The organism is Tumebacillus avium (assembly GCF_002162355.1).
Classification (GTDB): domain Bacteria; phylum Bacillota; class Bacilli; order Tumebacillales; family Tumebacillaceae; genus Tumebacillus_A; species Tumebacillus_A avium.
Genome location: NZ_CP021434.1, coordinates 4,300,963 through 4,318,421 on the forward strand (window position 1 = coordinate 4,300,963; position 17,459 = coordinate 4,318,421).

At 53.7% G+C, this 17,459-nt stretch carries 17 protein-coding genes and 1 pseudogene; 8 read left to right on the forward strand and 10 right to left on the reverse strand.

Features of this window, described 5'->3' with window-relative positions; translation table 11 throughout:
- Positions 1-3: 3 nt before the first annotated feature.
- From CBW65_RS19845 to mtrB, 3 genes are all read right to left on the reverse strand, one after another.
- A complete protein-coding gene (locus tag CBW65_RS19845) occupies positions 4-885 on the reverse strand; it encodes a heptaprenyl diphosphate synthase component 1 (RefSeq protein ID WP_157722077.1) in 882 nt (293 codons plus the stop codon).
- A gap of 204 nt (positions 886-1,089) precedes the next feature.
- Positions 1,090-1,587, reverse strand: coding sequence for a hypothetical protein (locus CBW65_RS19850; RefSeq protein ID WP_087458331.1), 498 nt, complete (start codon positions 1,585-1,587; stop codon positions 1,090-1,092).
- Positions 1,588-1,703: 116 nt separating this feature from the next.
- The gene (gene mtrB, locus CBW65_RS19855) at positions 1,704-1,934 is read right to left on the reverse strand and encodes a trp RNA-binding attenuation protein MtrB (protein ID WP_087458332.1); all 231 of its coding nucleotides are present in this window, start codon (positions 1,932-1,934) and stop codon (positions 1,704-1,706) included.
- 138 nt (positions 1,935-2,072) lie between these two features.
- Here mtrB and CBW65_RS24370 point away from each other — a divergent pair, with 138 nt between their 5' ends.
- The 3 genes from CBW65_RS24370 to CBW65_RS19865 all read left to right on the forward strand — a co-directional run bounded on the left by CBW65_RS24370 (position 2,073) and on the right by CBW65_RS19865 (position 4,279).
- Complete coding sequence (locus CBW65_RS24370; protein ID WP_157722078.1) at positions 2,073-2,231, forward strand: hypothetical protein; 159 nt, start codon at positions 2,073-2,075, stop codon at positions 2,229-2,231.
- An 87-nt stretch (positions 2,232-2,318) separates the two neighbouring features.
- Positions 2,319-2,579, forward strand: coding sequence for a DUF378 domain-containing protein (locus CBW65_RS19860; protein WP_087459306.1), 261 nt, complete (start codon positions 2,319-2,321; stop codon positions 2,577-2,579).
- A 188-nt stretch (positions 2,580-2,767) separates the two neighbouring features.
- Entirely contained in the window at positions 2,768-4,279 is a 1,512-nt protein-coding gene (locus tag CBW65_RS19865; RefSeq protein WP_332457824.1) for a M36 family metallopeptidase, read from the forward strand.
- Positions 4,280-4,326: 47 nt separating this feature from the next.
- Here the strand turns inward: CBW65_RS19865 and CBW65_RS19870 are convergent, their stop codons facing one another.
- From CBW65_RS19870 to CBW65_RS24950, 3 genes and pseudogenes are all read right to left on the reverse strand, one after another.
- Complete coding sequence (locus CBW65_RS19870; RefSeq protein WP_087458333.1) at positions 4,327-4,740, reverse strand: DUF2935 domain-containing protein; 414 nt, start codon at positions 4,738-4,740, stop codon at positions 4,327-4,329.
- Positions 4,741-4,812: 72 nt separating this feature from the next.
- On the reverse strand, positions 4,813-5,202 hold the full coding sequence (locus CBW65_RS19875) for a GNAT family N-acetyltransferase (RefSeq protein ID WP_087458334.1): 390 nt from the start codon (positions 5,200-5,202) through the stop codon (positions 4,813-4,815).
- A 107-nt stretch (positions 5,203-5,309) separates the two neighbouring features.
- Positions 5,310-5,453 (reverse strand): annotated as a pseudogene (locus CBW65_RS24950) (glutathione-dependent formaldehyde dehydrogenase); the annotation flags it as partial.
- Between the two features lie 116 nt (positions 5,454-5,569).
- Between CBW65_RS24950 and CBW65_RS19880 the strand changes: the two are divergent.
- Both CBW65_RS19880 and CBW65_RS19890 read left to right on the forward strand, forming a co-directional pair.
- A complete protein-coding gene (locus tag CBW65_RS19880; RefSeq protein WP_087458335.1) occupies positions 5,570-6,838 on the forward strand; it encodes an FAD-dependent oxidoreductase in 1,269 nt (422 codons plus the stop codon).
- A gap of 67 nt (positions 6,839-6,905) precedes the next feature.
- Positions 6,906-7,397 carry a peroxiredoxin gene (locus tag CBW65_RS19890; RefSeq protein ID WP_232463378.1) on the forward strand — a complete coding sequence of 164 codons (492 nt, stop codon included), beginning with the start codon at positions 6,906-6,908 and terminating at the stop codon, positions 7,395-7,397.
- Between the two features lie 45 nt (positions 7,398-7,442).
- Here the strand turns inward: CBW65_RS19890 and CBW65_RS19895 are convergent, their stop codons facing one another.
- Positions 7,443-11,015, reverse strand: a complete 3,573-nt coding sequence (locus CBW65_RS19895) for a chemotaxis protein CheB (protein WP_232463379.1) — start codon at positions 11,013-11,015, stop codon at positions 7,443-7,445.
- Between the two features lie 273 nt (positions 11,016-11,288).
- Between CBW65_RS19895 and CBW65_RS19900 the strand changes: the two genes are divergently transcribed.
- Together CBW65_RS19900 and CBW65_RS19905 are read left to right on the forward strand one after the other, a co-directional pair.
- Positions 11,289-11,624, forward strand: a complete 336-nt coding sequence (locus tag CBW65_RS19900) for an MGMT family protein (RefSeq protein ID WP_087458338.1) — start codon at positions 11,289-11,291, stop codon at positions 11,622-11,624.
- Between the two features lie 80 nt (positions 11,625-11,704).
- Positions 11,705-12,457, forward strand: a complete 753-nt coding sequence (locus tag CBW65_RS19905; protein WP_087458339.1) for a polysaccharide deacetylase family protein — start codon at positions 11,705-11,707, stop codon at positions 12,455-12,457.
- A 101-nt stretch (positions 12,458-12,558) separates the two neighbouring features.
- Here the strand turns inward: CBW65_RS19905 and CBW65_RS19910 are convergent, their stop codons facing one another.
- On the reverse strand, positions 12,559-15,813 hold the full coding sequence (locus CBW65_RS19910; RefSeq protein WP_157722079.1) for a hypothetical protein: 3,255 nt from the start codon (positions 15,811-15,813) through the stop codon (positions 12,559-12,561).
- A 152-nt stretch (positions 15,814-15,965) separates the two neighbouring features.
- On the opposite strand from CBW65_RS19910, the gene CBW65_RS19915 reads away from it, so the two are divergent.
- Positions 15,966-16,280, forward strand: a complete 315-nt coding sequence (locus CBW65_RS19915; RefSeq protein WP_087458341.1) for a hypothetical protein — start codon at positions 15,966-15,968, stop codon at positions 16,278-16,280.
- 87 nt (positions 16,281-16,367) lie between these two features.
- On the opposite strand, the gene CBW65_RS19920 is transcribed toward CBW65_RS19915, so the two are convergent.
- Positions 16,368-16,847 (reverse strand): GyrI-like domain-containing protein, encoded by a 480-nt coding sequence (locus CBW65_RS19920; RefSeq protein ID WP_087458342.1) that lies wholly within the window; start codon positions 16,845-16,847, stop codon positions 16,368-16,370.
- Between the two features lie 143 nt (positions 16,848-16,990).
- A complete protein-coding gene (locus CBW65_RS25420) occupies positions 16,991-17,446 on the reverse strand; it encodes a methyl-accepting chemotaxis protein (RefSeq protein ID WP_408646561.1) in 456 nt (151 codons plus the stop codon).
- Positions 17,447-17,459 lie beyond the last annotated feature (13 nt).

A 17,459-nucleotide genomic window follows, 5' to 3' on the forward strand; every position in this document is an offset into this window, starting at 1 on the left:
CCCTCAACCTTCTTCGCAAACTCGACGCGAGTACGCCCCCGGAGCCATCAGCTGTCCCGGAAGAGCGCGCAGTTCATCGCGCAAGCCTTGCATCATCATCATCGCAGGTTCGGCGAGAGAAGCCGCTTCTTCCAGCAAGGAGAACAAATATGTCGATGTGCCATATTTCACATAGAGGGACATGAGCCGTTTGTCCGGCCCGTCGCTCGCCTTCATCGCTTTCAGCCACTTCTTCTCTTCGCTGTTGGCCTTTTGCCAAAGCGACAGGTTGGCCGCCCCACGCACCCAGGTGTGGCCGGACATGTTGTCCAGTTCCGCCTTGAGGACGCTCGCCCGCACCAGATGGGTGACGAGTTGTTCCCACCGGGAATCCTGCGGCAACAGCGCGTCGCAGAGCGTGCGGAGCAGGGCGCCATGGATCGTCTCCTGCAGATGCAGGTATCTTTCCACAGAGAGGGTGAAATCACCCGGAACGCGAACCAGTTCCGCCTTCATTTCATTGATCGACTGGATGGCGCGGGCAAACTGACCAAGCAGTTTGATCTGTCCGCTCTCGGCCATCAGCCGGTAATATTTGCTTGAATAATAGGCGCCGCCAAGCACGCCGAGCTGACGAAACCGCTCATCTTCATGGCGGGCAAGCGTCTCAATCTCTTCATGCAAAGCCAGACCGTGGTAGATCAAGAGCAAGGTGGAAACGATCGTTTCCGTCTCCTTCCCGTCCAGGCCTGCCGCCTCGCAAATCGCCTCACTGAGTGCCAGTTGCAGCCTTTCCGGGGTCGGTTGCGCAATGATCGCAGATAAATACTTATGATCCATTTCAGCAAAAAGCTTCGACCGGATGTCCTGCACGCAGGTCTCTTCGATGCGTTGTTGTACTTGCAATGGTTCCATCTCCTATTCAGACTGGCTGCCAAACCCCGATACAAAAGAAAAAGGCCCGACCAGCCCTAGGATACAAAGCTACTAAACCAAGTTTAACATGGGCTATTTCGACAGGAAATATGAAAGTTCCTGTGTGTTCATTAGACTAAGTATAGCATACATTTTCTTTCTAGGAAGAGAAAAAAGACGCGGGGAGCATCCGCGTCAATTTGACTCTGTATTTTTTTCAATCACATCCAATTTCTGTTGGACAAACGCCGAAATGGCCTGCGAATCGGGTTTTGGCGCCCCGACCATGTCAGAACGGTCAGCCACGACCGACAGCTCGACCCGTTCCGGATGCTCATAGGTGACGACGCGCACTTCCACCGCCTGCTGCTGCGGCACTTCGACGAGGAAGCGGTGCGCGATCTTGTAGATGTCGTTCCACGGCTTGTTTTGCCCATGCAGTGTCGTCGCCGGCACGGCCAGCATGATCACCAGCTTGTCCTGCTCCCAGACGACCTCCTGCAGATGGCTGCCAAGCTGCAGCGTTCCCAGCTCATCGACCACTTTCTCCCGTTTCATCACCGGCACATCCCCGCTGGTGCGGGCTTCAAGCTGCTGGCCACCCCACCGTTCGAGCGCTTGCGACGGCAAAAACGACAGGGCGAGCGCGAGGACCGTGGAGATGAGCAGCGCAGCGATCAGACCTTTTGACATCAGGCTCTCCCCCTTTACCATGTAGTACGAGGTATATGCGCGATGACACAAAAAAAGACGAGCCCGGTGCCTGTCCTGGCACCTTGCTCCTCTTTTGTCCGATGCGTTGCGAACTCCTATTCGATATCGAGATCGGTGCCGCCGGCCTCGATCTTGCCGAATTTGGTCCAGATCGTCGCGCGGCCGCGAACTTTCACAGCCGATGTATGTTCGGTAAACTCGGCGATCATCACTTCACCTTTGTCCAGCTTCTCCGCATGGTGAAATCTCGTATCCTGACCGCGCGTCAAGCCGATGACTTGCACCCCATTGTCTTGGGCTTTTATGACGAAATATTCATTAGACATCTAATCCCCGCCCTCCAGAATTTCGATCTTAAGTATACCATCTTGTGGTAATGCGATGCAATGTAATTCCACCTGCAACTGAACATACTATTTCCGCAAGCCCCTGCAAGATCACAGCACGAACTGGAGGTTCTTAGGATGAATCCGGAACGACAACCGGCAGCGGAGCGCCATAGCGAGCCCGAAGAGAAAAAAGACCTGACGCCGCTGCACTACGAATTCGCAAAAGGGTATCTGCCCACCGTCAATCCGAAGTCTGATGAGACGCACCACTCGGATGACACCGGCATGCGCTGACCAACATCTTCCTATAATACACGCCCTCCCGCATGGGAATCGTAAAGGTGAAGTCGCAGTCGAAAGGAGGAGGAGCATATGACCCGCATGAACACTCTTGATCGCATTGCCCTGACGCTCGTGATCATCGGCGCGCTGAACTGGCTGTTGGTGGGCCTGTTCCAATGGGACCTGGTTGCGGCGCTGTTTGGAGGCGAAGCATCTTGGCTGAGCCGACTCGTTTACACTCTGGTCGGCATTTCCGGCCTGTACTGCCTCTCGCTCTTGTTCCGCGGCGACATTTCCATGGGCAACAACAATGGAAACGGCGGCAGCAATTATAACAACAATAACAACAACAACCGATAACCACAGTTGGTGTTCGGCCGCATGCCCACTTCGGGTATGCGGTTTTTTTGCGTTGTTTTAAGCCTTTCGACTTATATATAAATATAAATTTCTGGTTATCATGATTCCATTGATAAAAAACACTTGCAATTCTAGCGAAACAATTATAAGATAATTGTGAAAACAAAAATAGGGAGGTTTAAAGGGTCATGAAAAATCGCAAAACTTTTGTTACTGCAGTAGCAACTGCAATGATGTTGACCATGCTTGCTCCGCAAGCGCTGGCTGAGACGGCACAAGGGGCGCCGGTCGCGGCGAAAGTTGATACGAAAGTATCGGCTGACAACTACCTCAAGCAAAACGCTGGTCAATACGGTTTCAAATCGGATCTCTCCGACCTGAAACACGTATCCACCATCAACACCGAGTTTGGTTCTTATGTTCGCTACCAACAACAGGTAGACGGCGCAGATGTGTTCTACCATCAAGTAACCGTTACCCTCGATACCCAAGGCAACCCGATCCTCATCGTATCTGACTACGTGCCGAACCTGACTGGCGCGAAAGGCAAAACCAAGCTGAACGAGAACGATGCAGAAGGCAAAGCTCTTGGCCACAACAAAATCAAAAACACCAAAGAACTGGTTTCCCGCGTCTTCGGCTACTACGTTGAAGGCAACGGCGCAGCAGTTCCGGCATATAAAGTAACCGCTGTTGATGCAGACACCCTGTCCACTTGGGAAACGTTTGTCGGCGCAGAAGACGGCAAGATCCTCAAGAACAAAGACCTCAACCAAAAAGTTGACGGCACCGGCAAAGTCTTCCTGCCGAACCCGCTGGAAACCGCAGGCACCAAAACCGGCTTCCTCGACAACAACGATGCTGACTCCACCGCTCTGACCGGTCAACTGAAGACCGTTACCCTGCGCGGTCTGGACGGCTCCGGCAACCTGACCGGCCAATATGTAAAGGCTGTGCAGAAGAAGTATGCTACCTACTCTGCAACCAACACCTTTAACTATACCCGCAGCAGCAATCACTTTGAGAACGTCATGGTGTACTACCATATCGATGAACTGCAGCGCTACATCCAGACGCTGGGCTTCACCAACGTCAACAACCGTCAGATCACCGTTAACGTAAACGGCACGACTGCTGACAACTCCTTCTACTCCCCGTCGACGAAGCAATTGACCTTCGGCACCGGCGGCGTTGACGATGCGGAAGATGCAGGCATCATCGCGCACGAGTACGGCCACTCCATCCAGGACAACCAAGTCCCGGGCTTCGGCAACACTTTGGAAGGCGGCGCGATGGGCGAAGGCTTCGGCGACTACCTCGGCGCGATCTGGGAAGACAAGCTGGCTCCGACCTCCTTCGGCAACGCTTGCATCGGCGAGTGGGACGCAGTTTCCTACGACAGCGGCAACCCGCCGTGCCTGCGTCGTCTCGACACCAACAAAGTCATGCCGGGCGACTGGTACGGCGAAGTTCACGCAGACGGCGAAATCTGGTCGCAAGGTGAATATGATTTGGCTCTGCAGCTCGGCGTTGACAAAGCAACCAAGCTGATCCTGCAATCCCACTTCTCCCTCACCCCGTCCTCCGGCTTCAACGCTGGTGCAAAAGCGATCAAAACGGCCGACCAGCTCCTGAACGGCGGCGCAAACGCAACTGCGATCACCAACATCTGGGCTGCTCGCGGCATCTCGGCCAACTAATACGAATACAAAAAAGACACCTCTCAGCTGAGAGGTGTTTTTTTGTGCTAGTGATTCATCAACACCGAATGGGAGATCCCCAGAAAATATTCGGATTCGCGGCGGATATGGTTCAGCACGGCGACCGCGACCGGCATGCTGCGCACCGCAGCGCTCCCCGCCACGATCTGGTTGACCAGATGGATGAACCCTTGGCTTTGCTTATAGCTAAAAGCCGTCAAGTTGATGATCTGATCGCGCACTTCATGCGGCACGCGGTTCCCATACCGCGTCAACGCCTCCGCATAGCGCGTCGCCAGGCCTTGCGTTTGCGACAAGGCATTCTCCCAGTTCGCCAGCGCCGTCACGAACTCCGCTTCCAGTTGGCGGATCACCAGCGTATGCTCCGCTTCTTGCATCTTCCAGAATTCTATCTCATCGACAATCCGAAGGGGCAGCTTCTCCCCGTAGTTGTAACGCATTGACAAGTTCCTCCTCGCCTAGCCTTTGCTTCCCTTTCTAAGCTATGGCGGAGGAGCAGAAATGGCACCTTGTCAGCTTTTAAAATAGAACAGCCGCCCTGCCTCCAGCAGCCGGCCCACCGTAAATTGCATCAGCGCGTAAACGACCTGCTTGTTGCGATGTTGCTTCTGCACGGCCAGCAAGCGAATCTCGATCATCTTTTGCGGGGAAACCGGCAAGTATCCTTCCAGGTTCGCAAGCTTCCCATCCAGCGAAACCGGCCGATTCTCGCGGATGGACAGCATCGCTGCCACCTGCTCGTTTTCCAGTGCGATATGATAGGTGTTCTCCTCATGAAAACGGTCGACCAGCATCTGCTGATCATTCGGCGGATGCTGCGGAATCTCTTCCACAAACGTTTGATAGTTCAGTCGATGGATCTGCTCCATCTCGCGCTCACAATCGGCCACCTTGAAGATCAAGCTTCACCGCCCCTTTGGTAAAACGAGTTCCTACCATTATATAGCAGAAACTAACAAAACCCAATCCCCCAACACTTGGTTTGGAGATAGGGTTTTATGTATGCCCGCTATGGCTTGAGCACAACTTTGATTGCGCCTTCCGTCTTCGTGTCAAAAATGTGGTAGTTGCGTTCCGCTTCAGCTAAAGGCAGCACATGGGGGATGATGTCGCCCGGGTCAACTTTTCCTTCGGCGATCAGGCTGTAATGGTATTTTCTCCTGCTCGCACCATGGGGATCCCATTTGTAACCGCCCTTACATTCAATAAGGTTGCACAGCTTGTATGATGTTGATAATTAGAATTATTACAAACTTGGAGGTAATCAAGATGAAAGTTACCCTGTACAGCTCGACAGGTTGCACATACTGCGCGAAGATCAAAGACGAATTGAAGCGTTGGGGCATTTCCTATGAGGAGCGCAACGTGACGGAGAACAAAGACTATTTTAACGACCTGCATGCCCGCGGCATTTTCTCTACGCCGGTGACGTTCCTCGAAGACACGCCGGTCATTGGCTACCGTCCGAACAAAATGAAACAGTTGCTCGGCATCACCCCGGAACAGGACGCGCAACAAGCGGCTCCGGCTGCAGCTGAAACGCAGGAAGCATCTGCAGACACTCTGTTCACCGAACTGACGCCGGCGATGTACGAAGCAGAATACGACCTCGTCAGCATCGGTTCCGGCCCGGCCGGCGCATCGGCTGCTGTCTATGCGGCACGCGGCAAGCTGAAGACGCTCGTGCTCGACAAAGCTCCGGCCAGCGGCGCGCTGGCGATCACACACAAGATCGCCAATTACCCCGGTGTCACCGAAGAGCTGACCGGACTGGAACTGGTCGACCGCATCCGCAAGCAGGCAAAAGACTACGGCGCCGTGTTCGCCAAAGCGAACGTCCAAAGCCTGGAGCTTGACGGCGACATCAAGAAGATCCACCTGCCAGATGGAACGATCAAAGCCAAATCGATCTTCATCGCCGTCGGTTCGCGCGGGCGCGGCAGCAAACTGCCCGGCGAAGAGGAATTTGCCGGCCGCGGAGTCAGCTACTGCTCCACCTGTGACGCAGCCTTTTTCGAAGGCCGCACCATCGCCGTCGTTGGCGACACCGAAGAAGCGGTCAGCGAAGCCTACTCCCTGTCCCATTTTGCCAAACACGTCTATTTCCTGATCCCGGGCAAAAAACTGACCGGCACAGCAACGCTCGACGATCTGCAAGGCGCGTCGAACATCGAAGTCCTCTTCTCCCACCGCGTCCTGGAGATTCTCGGCACGCCGGATGAACGCCTGCAAGGCTTGCATGTACAGACTGGCAACGGTGAAAAGAAAAACTTTGACGTCGACGGCGTGTTCCTCTACGTCTCCGGCAACAAACCAGCGACCGACTTTATCGGAGACAGCGTCCAGCGCGACGAAGACGGCTACATCGTCGTCAATGAGCTGCTCCAGACCAGCGCCGAAGGTGTATTTGCCGGCGGCGATGCCCGCCGCACCCCGCTCAAACAGGCGGTGATCGCAGCGGCAGACGGCGCGATTGCCGCACAAGGCGCCGACCAGTATGTAAACAAAAGAAAGCGCCTGATCGCTCAATATAGCTAATTTTCTACTTGCTAGATTTACGAAAACACGCTAGACTGTACTTATTCTAAAAAAGGAGGAATACCAAATGCCAAAAGGTGCAACTGAAACCAAGACGCTCAAAGTCGGCGATCTTGCTCCGGACTTTACCTTGAAAGCACATGGCGGCCGTTCTGTTACGCTTTCTGAACTGCGTGGCAAAAACGTGTTTATCGCCTTCTACCCACTCGATTGGACCCCTGTCTGAGGCGCGCAAATGCCTTCCTACGAGGACGACCTGTCCCGTTTTGAAGAGCACAATACCCAGGTGCTGGGTATCAGCGTTGACTCTGTTCCGTCTCATGAAGCTTGGGAAAAATCGGTGGGAGGGATCACTTACCCGCTGCTCTCCGACTTCTACCCTCATGGTGCTGTCTCCGAGATGTACGGTGTTCTCCGTGCTGAAGGGATGTCCGAACGCGCTCTGTTCATCATCGACAAAGACGGGATCATCCGCTTTATCGATGTGCATCCGATCGGTGAACAACCGGAGAACGAAGAACTGTTCGAAGTCCTTCGTTCGCTCCACTCGTTCGCATAAATCAAAAGGCATGCCCGACCTTCGCGGTCGTGCATGCCTTTTTTATTATCGGTTCGCCACCGGCAGCAAAATTTCCACTTTTGTGCCGACGTCCACTTTGCTGGTGACGGTGATGCTTCCGTTGTGGTTTTCGATGATCTTATTGCTCACCATCATGCCAAGACCCGTGCCGGTCTCCTTGGTCGTGAAAAACGGTTCGCCAAGGCGCTGAATCTTTTCTTCCGGGATTCCGACGCCTTCGTCTTCAATGCTGATCAGCACAGCGCTGTCCGAATGCTGCGTGGCCGAGACGTAGATGTTGCCGCCGGACGGCATCGCCTCGATCGCATTTTTCAACAGGTTGATCAACACTTGTTTGATCTGGTTGTCGACGCAATAGATTTCCGGCAGGACGGTGGTCAGCGACCTGTGCATCGTCACCTGATTGAGCAGCGCCTGCGACTCAAACAGCGTCAACACATCATGCAGGATCACGAGCGCGTCTTCGCTCTTAAAGTTCAGCACGTGCGGCTTGGAGAGCAGCAGCAGTTCGTTGATGATCGTCTCAATCCGCGTGAACTCCGACAGCATGATCTTGATATACGCCTCGTTCTTCTCCCCTTCCGCCTGAATCAGCTGCAGGAACCCTTTCAGCGATGTCAGCGGGTTACGGATCTCATGTGCGATGCCGGCCGCCAATTGGCCGACGGCGGAATGCATCTCCGATTTGCGAAGCAGCTCTTCCGTCTTTTTCTGCTCGGTGATGTCTTGTGCCGCCTTTAAGAAATGGATGATCGCCCCTTCTTCATTGCGAATCGGCAGGAAGGCCGCTTCCTCCCAGAACACTTCGCCGTTGCGGCGGCGGTTGCGGATCTCCCCTGACCATTTGCCGCCCAGTTGCAAAGCTTCCCACGCCTGCTGATAGGCCTCCTCGGAAAATGGATCGGCAAACAGGTCGCGGAGATGTTTACCGATCATCTCGTCCAATTCGTATCCGGTCTGCTCCACAAATTTCGGGTTGACATACTCAACCATCCCGGTCACATCGGTGATCAGCACCGTACCCGGACTTTGCTGGATCGCATAAGACAGCTTTTTCAGCTCTTTGTTCGCCATCTTCAGGTCGGTGATATCAACAAATGTGATGACGACACCTTTGATGTAATTTTCTGTCGTGCGGTACGGCAAGATCCCCATGCTGTACCAGCGGCCTTGGATGCACTGAATTTCCTTTTCCAACGTGATGTTGGTCGTCAGCACCTGTTTGGCATCTTCATAAAGATCTCCGTACAGCAGTTTGTGCGAGATATGGTGAATCGGACGTCCGATGTCCACTTCCAGCAGATTGATGATCTCCGTCACCGATGGCGTAAAGCGGCGAATGTACATATTGTGGTCGAGGAAGATCGTGCCGATCTTCGTGCTGATCAGGAAATTGTCCATATCGTTGTTGAGCTCGGTCAGTTCCTGAATCTTGCGCTGGTGCTCCGTATTGACAGAGATCAGCTCTTCATTGACCGACTGCAGCTCTTCATTGGTGCTTTGCAGTTCTTCGTTTGAAGCGATCAGTTCTTCGTTCGTCGACTGCAACTCCTCGTTGGACGTCTCCAACTCCTCCACCGTGGCTTGCAGGCTCTCCTGCGCATATTGCAGCTCGCGTTCCAAGTCGCGAATCCGCATGTTCGTTTTCAAGTCATGTTCAACATGGTAGACATGCTCGACCAGTTCCGGACGAGACTCGACCTCTTCAAAGATGATCATCGTCCAACCAAGGTATTTATCGGAGGAAAACGGCTTGATCGTCAGGTTGAGGCACACGCCTTCCGCGTCGGTCAGCTGGATGTCCTTGTACGTGACGGTGGTCTGATCCTTGCGCACTTTGTGCAGACCGGTGCTTAAAATCACCGAGAGCTGCGCGTTGACCATCTTGTGCACATGAAAATTCATCCGCCCTCGCGGCACAGTCATGTACCGGCCGAGATCGCCAAACGTATGCACCACATTTTGGTTCTGGTCGATGATGATCGCCGGCCCCATAAATTCATCGAGCAGCGTTGCATAGAGGTCATCCGCGCGTTTGACCGTCTGGTAGTCGGCGCGGGGCTGGATCGCCCGGCGCGAAACGCTTTCCTTTTTCCGCACCGGGATGCCAAAGGCGCCGGTGAGCGTCGGGTTTGGCTGTTCCAGGCAGCGATACAGGTTCCATTTTTTGTTCAGCGGCGTGTAGAGATTGGTCAGCTTGCCGATGCTTTCGCTTGGGCCGAGGAACAAGAACCCTTCGGTGCGCAGGGCGAAATGGAACAGGCTGAGCAGTTTGTGCTGAACGTCCGTCTGGAAGTAGATCATCATGTTGCGGCAGGAGACCAGATCGAGATTGACGAACGGCGGGTCTTTGATGATGTTGTGCGGCGCAAAGACCACCATTTTGCGAATCTCTTTGCTGACTTGATACAGATCACCTTTTTTCACAAAGTAACGATCCAAGTAGGTCTTCGGCACCGCTTTGGTCAAGTCGGGTGTATAGCTGCCCTGGCTGGCGTACTGGATCGACTCCTGATCAAGGTCGGTGGCAAAAATGCGGATGTTGAGGTCGATTTCCCGTTCATACAGATACTGCCGGAACAGCATCGCAAACGTATACGCCTCTTCGCCGGTCGAACAGCCGGCTACCCAGATACGGATGTCCTCTTCCTGCGCCTGCAATTTATGTTCCACGATCTCCGGGATGACCTTTTGGTAGAGCAGCGCAAACGCTTCCGGGTCGCGGAAAAAGTAGGTCACGCCGATCAGCAGGTCATTTTGCAGCGCGTTCGATTCGTTGGCATCTTCGGTCAGATGCTGCGCATACTCTTGAATCGTTGCCCTTCCGCACAGTTGCATGCGACGCTCGACCCTGCGCAGCACACCTGCCTTCTTGTACCCGGTGAAGTCCGCACCGCTCTGCTGTTTTACCAGCATCAGGATGCGGAGCAGATGTTCGTCGTTCGTCACCTCATCATCTTCTTCAGCAAGGCGGCCGGTGGCGAGCAGAACCTCGCTGACCTGATGCGCCATCGCGGACGGAGACAGGACGAAATCGACCATGCCGGTCAACCGTGCGCTTTGCGGCATGCCGGCAAATTCCGCTGACTCTTCGTCCTGCACCAGCACCATGCCGCCGGCCTTGTGGATTTCCCGAATGCCTCGCGTGCCGTCCGAGCCCGTGCCTGATAAAATGATGCCAATCGCTCGATTGCCCTCAGCAGCGGCCAGCGATGCAAAAAAGACATCGATCGGCACATGCATGCCTTCCGCTGCATGATATTCGGTGAGCTGCAAGCGGCCCGCTTCGACCGTCATGTAGGTGTTCGGCGGAATCAGATAGACGTGATTCGACCGGAGCAGCATCCCTGATTCGGCAGTTTGAATCGCCATGCCGGTTCGGCGGCTTAACAAATCGGACATAAAACTTTTATAATTCGGGGAAACATGCTGCACGACCACAAATGCCGCAGGAATGTCATCCGGAACGCCTTCAAAGAATGCTTCGAGCGCTTCCAGTCCTCCTGCCGAAGCTCCCAACCCGACGATGCGTACATTTTGATGGGATGCTGACGTTCCGGGATCGTGATGGAACACGTTTCCTTCTGTGTCTGCCACGGATATTGCCCCTTTCCAGAAGCCCTCTCTCTGTATGAAACACCGCACGCGATTTGGTGCAGCTTGGAATTACCATATGTCACATAATCAATAGAAAGTATAACAGATAATTTTGCTTTCACATACAAATTGATCGAGTTACAGCAAAACAACGCCAACAATTGAAAAGCATGCGCTCCCGGTTGGTCAGGGTGTCTTCGTTTTCTTGTTGCATCTTCGCACACACCTCCTGAGTAGAAGTTCTCCAAAAATTGGGTGTGCTATAATAACGGCATGAGCCCATTCACAGAAAAAGCAATCGCCCTAATCAAAAACATCCCCGCCGGCTACGTGATGACGTACGGCCAAATCGCCAAGTTGTGCGGCAGTCCAAGAGCAGCCCGGCAGATCGTGCGGATTTTGCATTCGATGAGCAAAACGCACCAACTCCCCTGGCATCGCGTGATCAACTCCAAAGGCCAGATCGGCTTGCCCGATGACGAGTCGTTTCAGGAACAGCGCTTTCTGCTCGAACGCGAAGGGATCGAATTTAGCCGGGACAACCTGATCGACCTCGCGACGTACCAATTTCATCCCGACACAGACGAGTCGCCTGACGACTTGCTGTAGCCGCCCGTTTAGGCGGCTTTTTATTTTCCGTCAAATGTTGGGGTACACTAAGCTACCACCGCAGAGGAGGTATACTTTTGATGTTTAGACGATCAGCCGGAGTGGTGCTGTTGCTCAGCTGTTGTGTCCTCGCTCTTTTCCTCACCGATCCAAACCAAGCCCACGCCAAGAAAAAGGGCCGCTTTTATTATGAAAAGCGCGGTGATGTGGTCTGGGAAGTTCCGACTGAGCAAAAAGTGGTCGCGTTGACTTTTGACGACGGTCCTCATCCGAAATATACTCCGCAGGTTTTAGACATTCTGAAGCGCTATCATGCCAAAGCGACGTTTTATGTCGTTGGATCACGGGTCGAACGAGCGCCCGAGGTCGCGAAACGGGCGATCAAAGAAGGCCATGAGCTGGCCAACCATACATACGGCCATCCCTATATGACCCGCATCTCCGCCCAAGAGCTCCGCGAAGAGATCGACAAAGCGGACGAAGTTGTCACCACCATCACCGGCCATCACCTCAGCACGTTCCGTCCGCCCGGCGGCGTTTACAACGACCTGGTGGTCAACACCGCCAAAACGGCGGGCTACCTCGTCGTGATGTGGTCGTGGAATCAGGACACGAAAGACTGGAGCGACCCAGGTGTTTATAAGATCGTGGATCGCGTGCTTAAGAACGCCCACAACGGGGGGATCGTGCTCTTCCACGACTTCGGCGGCGACCGCATGCAGACGATTCGTGCGCTGGAGCAGATCTTGCCCGAGCTGGAAAAGCGGGGCTATCGCTTCCTGACCGTATCGGAGTTGCTGCAGGTGCGATACGGAGTGATTAACGTTCCGTAAAAAAAAGACCGTGCTGTCATACGCAGCACGGTCTTTGCGGACACGGCCTTGGGTTGGCCACGTGTTCGGCTTGCAACATGGTTGTCTTGCTTGAAGAGCCTTTACATAGCCATGATGTTGAACTTGATGAATTCGTTCAGCATCTCTTCTTCTTTTCCTGTTTCGAACAGCAGTTTCAGCACCATCGGCTTGCGGCTTTTGCCGTCCTGCAGCAAATAGTGGTTGAGCACCTTGCGCAGCTGCTCCAGATATTTCATCCGGTTGTTCAGATCTTTTTCTTGATGGTAAATCGACAGCAGGTTGTCCACCACCGTTATCGACTTGCGGGTGGTGACCCCGGTCAGCGAATCGGTGGTCGAATATTTGATCCACTCCGACTTGGTCATCAGGAAGGACGGGAACGTTCCGTTGAGGCGGTCCATAACATCCTGACCAGCATCTTGGACGATCGGGCCGACTTTTTTCGGTTTCTTCGCGACCGCTTCCAGCTTGCTTTGCACATCTTGGACCTTTTGCGGGTCCATTTCGAAATCATTGTCCATCATATCGTGCGCCGTGCGATACATCGCATGCTTGTCGTCCGGCAGTTTCTCCTTGCCTTTCAATTGTTCGACCGGATCGTTCCAGTGCATCAACTGCTCGACCGCTTGACTTTCCGGCAGTTTGATCTGACCTGGGAGCGCGCCGCCAAGCGTTTTGTCTTCCCCGCCCACAGGTTTTGGCGTGATGACTTGATCTTCCAGCTGACCGGCTTTTTCTGCGACTTTGCCCGACATCTTGAATTGGCCAAGCGTCCAAGAGCCAAGCGTTTTGCTGTACAGGTTTTTCTGGTAGACGAGGAAGGCGACAAAGTCGACCAGCGCTTCGATCTTGGCGGTCAGATCGCCTTCGAGATTGTAAGCGAATTCGACCGGCTTGCGATCATCCTGCTCGATTTTGTTCGTTTGCGGGTTCAGGCGGACTTGTCCGCTAACCTCCGCGCGGGCAGCAGCACGCAAGGTGGCCGATGCTTCCAGGTACGCTTTTAAGGCGAGCAAGAGCTCCGAACCGATCTTCACACCGGCCCCGACCGAGAACTTCAGGTTGCCTTCCAAGTGCGCCATCCCGGCGACGTTGTACAGCGAATCCGCTTCGTTCTCCTGATCTTTGGCGATCTCGCCGGCGACCATCGCTTTGATCCCCCCGCCGATGCCAACTTCCACAAATAAGGACAGCGGCGTCGGCGGCACCGGCAGTGCGGCGTGCAGCTTCACCGGCCAGAAGACGCGGTTTTTCGGGAACTCCATTTGGCCGGAGATGTTCGCCTTCTTCTTCTCCTGATCGATCATCCCTTGCACAGCCCCGCCGAACAGACTGATTTTGTAGACTTTGTTTGGCCCGATCCACTTCTCGTAGCGCTCGACTTTATACTCGCCGTCTTTGACCGTGATGCCGATCGCTTTCAGATGCACCTGAGCCAGCGAACCAAGCCCGCCGCCCGATCTCGACTCGTTGATCGAATCCATCAGGCTGTCCTTGCCGCCGCCTTTGCCCATCGCTTCCATGTCTTTGGACGACACTTTGTCCTGCTTGCCGAGCACAACTTCCGCTTCGGCAATTCGCAAGCTGCCATCCTTGTTGATCTCAACATTTTCCGCATCGAGCGCAAACACGCCGACGGAGAAGGCCAGGCGTTCGATCTCGCCTTCAAAGGTGCGGTCTTCGTTGTACTGCAGGCGTTTGATCGACCCGTACCCGTGCACAAATTTCTGGTCGAGGCGGATTTTCGCATTTTCCACGCCGAGTTGGAACTGGTCTTTGTATCCGACATACGCCTGTCCGTCCAGCACCAGTCCGTTCACCAGCTCCCAGTCTTTGACCTCCACGCCGCCGCGCACCGAGAGGATCTGCTTGTCCTTGTTGATCAGCAGGTCGTACAGCACCGGTTTCACTTGGTTGGCTCCGCTGCCAAAGTTGTATTCCAGCTCTTGGATGTGCAGATGTTCCGTGGTCAATTGAGCGCGTTTGACGGCGATCTTTTTGCCGATTTGGAAATTGCTCAGTTCCACCGAACGGAACGCCCCGTCCTGGTCGAGCAGAAGCTGGGCTCGCGCTTTGATCGCCGTATCGAGTGGCTGCGGCAGGTTGATGGCGATCTCGTTCGCGCCAAACGCAAACCCGACGCCTTTTTGATACTGCCCGTAGACTTGATCCAGTTCCAGCAGGCTGCCTGCTTTGAACTTCCCAATGCTGACCGCAAGTTCATTGAGCCCTTTGTTCCCGACGTTGAGCTTGTTGAGCACCAATTGTTCCAGTTCGAACATCAAAAATTGGGAGTTGTCTACGATCTTCTTGTCTCGGAACGTGGCGTCGATCGACCACTTCATGTCCCAGTCCAGACGGGCGTGGATCTCGTCAATCGTGTATTCCTTGCCGAACAGCCGGAATGTGACTTTGCTCTTCGAGTCCAGACCGCCTTTTTGTGGCGCGGCGCCTTTTTTGCTTTTGGCGATGGTGAGGTCTTGGAGATCGACTTTGATCAGCTTCAGGTCGACCGATGTGACGGTCGAGGGGTCTTGGCTTGCTTCGTCATCCGCTTGTTGCTGGTCGTCAGCCTCCACCGGTTGCTCATCCGGGATGGTGCCTAATGAACGCTTGAGCCGGGTCGTTACTTTTTTGACGAGGTCGGTGTAGGCCAGCAGCGAATCCACATAATCGAGAGAATCGATGCAGACCTGTACCGCATGCGGGAATTCCACATCGTCGGCGGCGATCGATTCGTAGTGCGGCAGCAGAGACTTGTCGGTCATGCTGGAAACGTACTGATCGAATTTGTGGAGGGCTATACCGATGATGTATTTGATCCCCGCTTTCAGGTTGGGGTTCATCTTGGCCCAAAAGTTAGCCACCTCGCGGAACAAGGCCAGCACGCCGACGAGAGTTTTGACGCAGTTCACCAGGCTGGGAAATTGCGAAGCGACAAACACCTCGACGCCTTTGGCCATCGAGTCGATCATCGTGTTGATCCCGTGCTTTCTCAGCTCCGGGCCGATGTACGTCTTCAGTTTCGCATAGATCTCGGTGCCCAGATTGAGCCCGCCGTCTTCATCTTCCTCATTGCGCTGCAGGACCATCTGCGCCGGGGCCGAGTTTTGCTGCATCTGCCGCGCAGCTTCCTGCTGCCGCAGCATCTGTGCCACCGCCCGGTTCCCGACCGTCTTTTGCAGCTGCAAAATATGAGCAGCCGAAAGCGGAGCACCGCTCCCGCTCGGCGCCCTCCGCTCCCGTATCCCCTGTGACGGCCGTTCCGCTTGCCCTTGGACAGGTGCTTGTGTCGTCCCCTGTCCGCTGGGCGCTTGAACCGGTGGTTGGAACATTTTCATCAACCCTCATTCCGAAAATAATCTATATTTATATGATACAACAGGACTGTGATTAATCATATGAAATTTTTATTTTGAAAGTTTGACCAAAAAAGGCTTTGCTCCTTGCAACACGAATTAGTTTAGAAAGGAGGTTTTTTCCAAAAATGAATTCGCTCTACAGCAAGATCCTGCTCACCGGTATTTTCATCGCGCTGGTACTTATCGCTTTTAAGCCATCTGCCAACTTTGTTTCTTCCCCGGTCGTTTCGCCTGCGTCCGTCACTGTGACCGGCGGTGATATTGTTCAGGTCGCTCCCAACGTGATTGGTGTGAAAGACAATGGCAGCCATACCGGTCTTCCCGGCCAGTTGCTTATCTTCGAATATGATGAGCAGAAGAAATCGTTTACGTATACAGGAAACCTCGATACCGAGGAGTATCTGACCCATCCAGAAATGTATGGAATCCCGACACGTTAGCGTACATATTCTCCTTGATCAAAAAAACCGTGCAGGGACCTGTCAACTGACTTGGTGCCTCACGGTTTTGTTGTATTTGCTGTTCATTTATTTCATAGCAACGTATACTTCGATTTCATTCTCCGAGCTCTCCGGCTGATAACGATCATCCCATACTTCGAAGTCATACCCTCCAAATTGACGGCCCGATTGCGGCAGCCATTGACTGTAGATGAAGTCATACGTTCGGCCTAACTCCGACTCCAGACCCTTATGCAAGAACTGCGCATATTCATTGCCAGGCACTTGATGCGCGACCATTCCAGTGGGAGTGTTTGCAGCCGTGGAGACTTTATAGCCGATGACGAGCTTGAATGCATCGAACATCGCATTGAAATCCGACTTGTCCGGGTAGATCTGAATCAAGTAAACCTCCTCACCAATCCGCCCCTCAATCTCTCCTTTACGCGACAACATTTGTTCATGAGCTTTCTTGACTAACTGCTGCCCTTCTATCTCTTTCAAGTTGGCGGTGATTGTGATACCTACCACTTGGAATTCAGACAATCTTGCAACAACTGGCTCCATTTGATTTCCTCCTTCGTGTCCTATGAGATGATAGATGAGACCTCCTATTCATTCTACAGGCTCTGTACAATTTCTTCCTTTTCCCGAAAATTTCTTTATAAAAAGTAAAAACACCACCCAATCCTTTGGTGGTGTTCGAGAACCTAAATGCTTGTCGCCAGATGCTCTGTCGTTTCTGCGATGTGATCATACGATTTCTTCAGTTCGTTCATCGCGGCAAAGTTGGTAGAAGCCTGCCCTGTAATCACCGCGACCTGCTCCATGATTGTGGCGATCGACTTGGAGATCGCGGTGAGCTGGACGGAAATGTCCTCGGCAGACTGTTTGCTGGAGTCGGCCATCTTGCGCACCTCACCCGCCACAACAGCGAAACCGCGCCCTTGTTCGCCTGCCCGTGCGGCCTCGATGGCGGCGTTCAGACCCAGCAGGTGCGATTGCGCGGCGATGTTTTGGACGAACGACAGCACCGATTGAATGCCATCGACATACTGCTTCACCGTCTCCGATTCGAGGTTCAGCGTTTTCATGTTGTTCATGATGTGCTCGGTCGATTGCAGCACTTCGTCTGTATTAGCGGTCATCTCTTCGACCATCGCCATCAGCCCCGACGTG

What these genes read in the sequence shown, in the direction of transcription:
- CBW65_RS19850 (WP_087458331.1), bottom strand. Translation starts at nt 1,587, where the DNA reads ATGTCAAAAGGTCTGATCGCTGCGCTGCTCATCTCCACGGTCCTCGCG.
- mtrB (WP_087458332.1), bottom strand. Translation starts at nt 1,934, where the DNA reads ATGTCTAATGAATATTTCGTCATAAAAGCCCAAGACAATGGGGTGCAA.
- CBW65_RS24370 (WP_157722078.1), top strand. Translation starts at nt 2,073, where the DNA reads ATGAATCCGGAACGACAACCGGCAGCGGAGCGCCATAGCGAGCCCGAA.
- CBW65_RS19860 (WP_087459306.1), top strand. Translation starts at nt 2,319, where the DNA reads ATGAACACTCTTGATCGCATTGCCCTGACGCTCGTGATCATCGGCGCG.
- CBW65_RS19865 (WP_332457824.1), top strand. Translation starts at nt 2,768, where the DNA reads ATGAAAAATCGCAAAACTTTTGTTACTGCAGTAGCAACTGCAATGATG.
- CBW65_RS19870 (WP_087458333.1), bottom strand. Translation starts at nt 4,740, where the DNA reads ATGCGTTACAACTACGGGGAGAAGCTGCCCCTTCGGATTGTCGATGAG.
- CBW65_RS19880 (WP_087458335.1), top strand. Translation starts at nt 5,570, where the DNA reads ATGAAAGTTACCCTGTACAGCTCGACAGGTTGCACATACTGCGCGAAG.
- CBW65_RS19900 (WP_087458338.1), top strand. Translation starts at nt 11,289, where the DNA reads ATGAGCCCATTCACAGAAAAAGCAATCGCCCTAATCAAAAACATCCCC.
- CBW65_RS19905 (WP_087458339.1), top strand. Translation starts at nt 11,705, where the DNA reads ATGTTTAGACGATCAGCCGGAGTGGTGCTGTTGCTCAGCTGTTGTGTC.
- CBW65_RS19910 (WP_157722079.1), bottom strand. Translation starts at nt 15,813, where the DNA reads ATGTTCCAACCACCGGTTCAAGCGCCCAGCGGACAGGGGACGACACAA.
- CBW65_RS19915 (WP_087458341.1), top strand. Translation starts at nt 15,966, where the DNA reads ATGAATTCGCTCTACAGCAAGATCCTGCTCACCGGTATTTTCATCGCG.
- CBW65_RS19920 (WP_087458342.1), bottom strand. Translation starts at nt 16,847, where the DNA reads ATGGAGCCAGTTGTTGCAAGATTGTCTGAATTCCAAGTGGTAGGTATC.
- CBW65_RS25420 (WP_408646561.1), bottom strand. Translation starts at nt 17,446, where the DNA reads ATGGCGATGGTCGAAGAGATGACCGCTAATACAGACGAAGTGCTGCAA.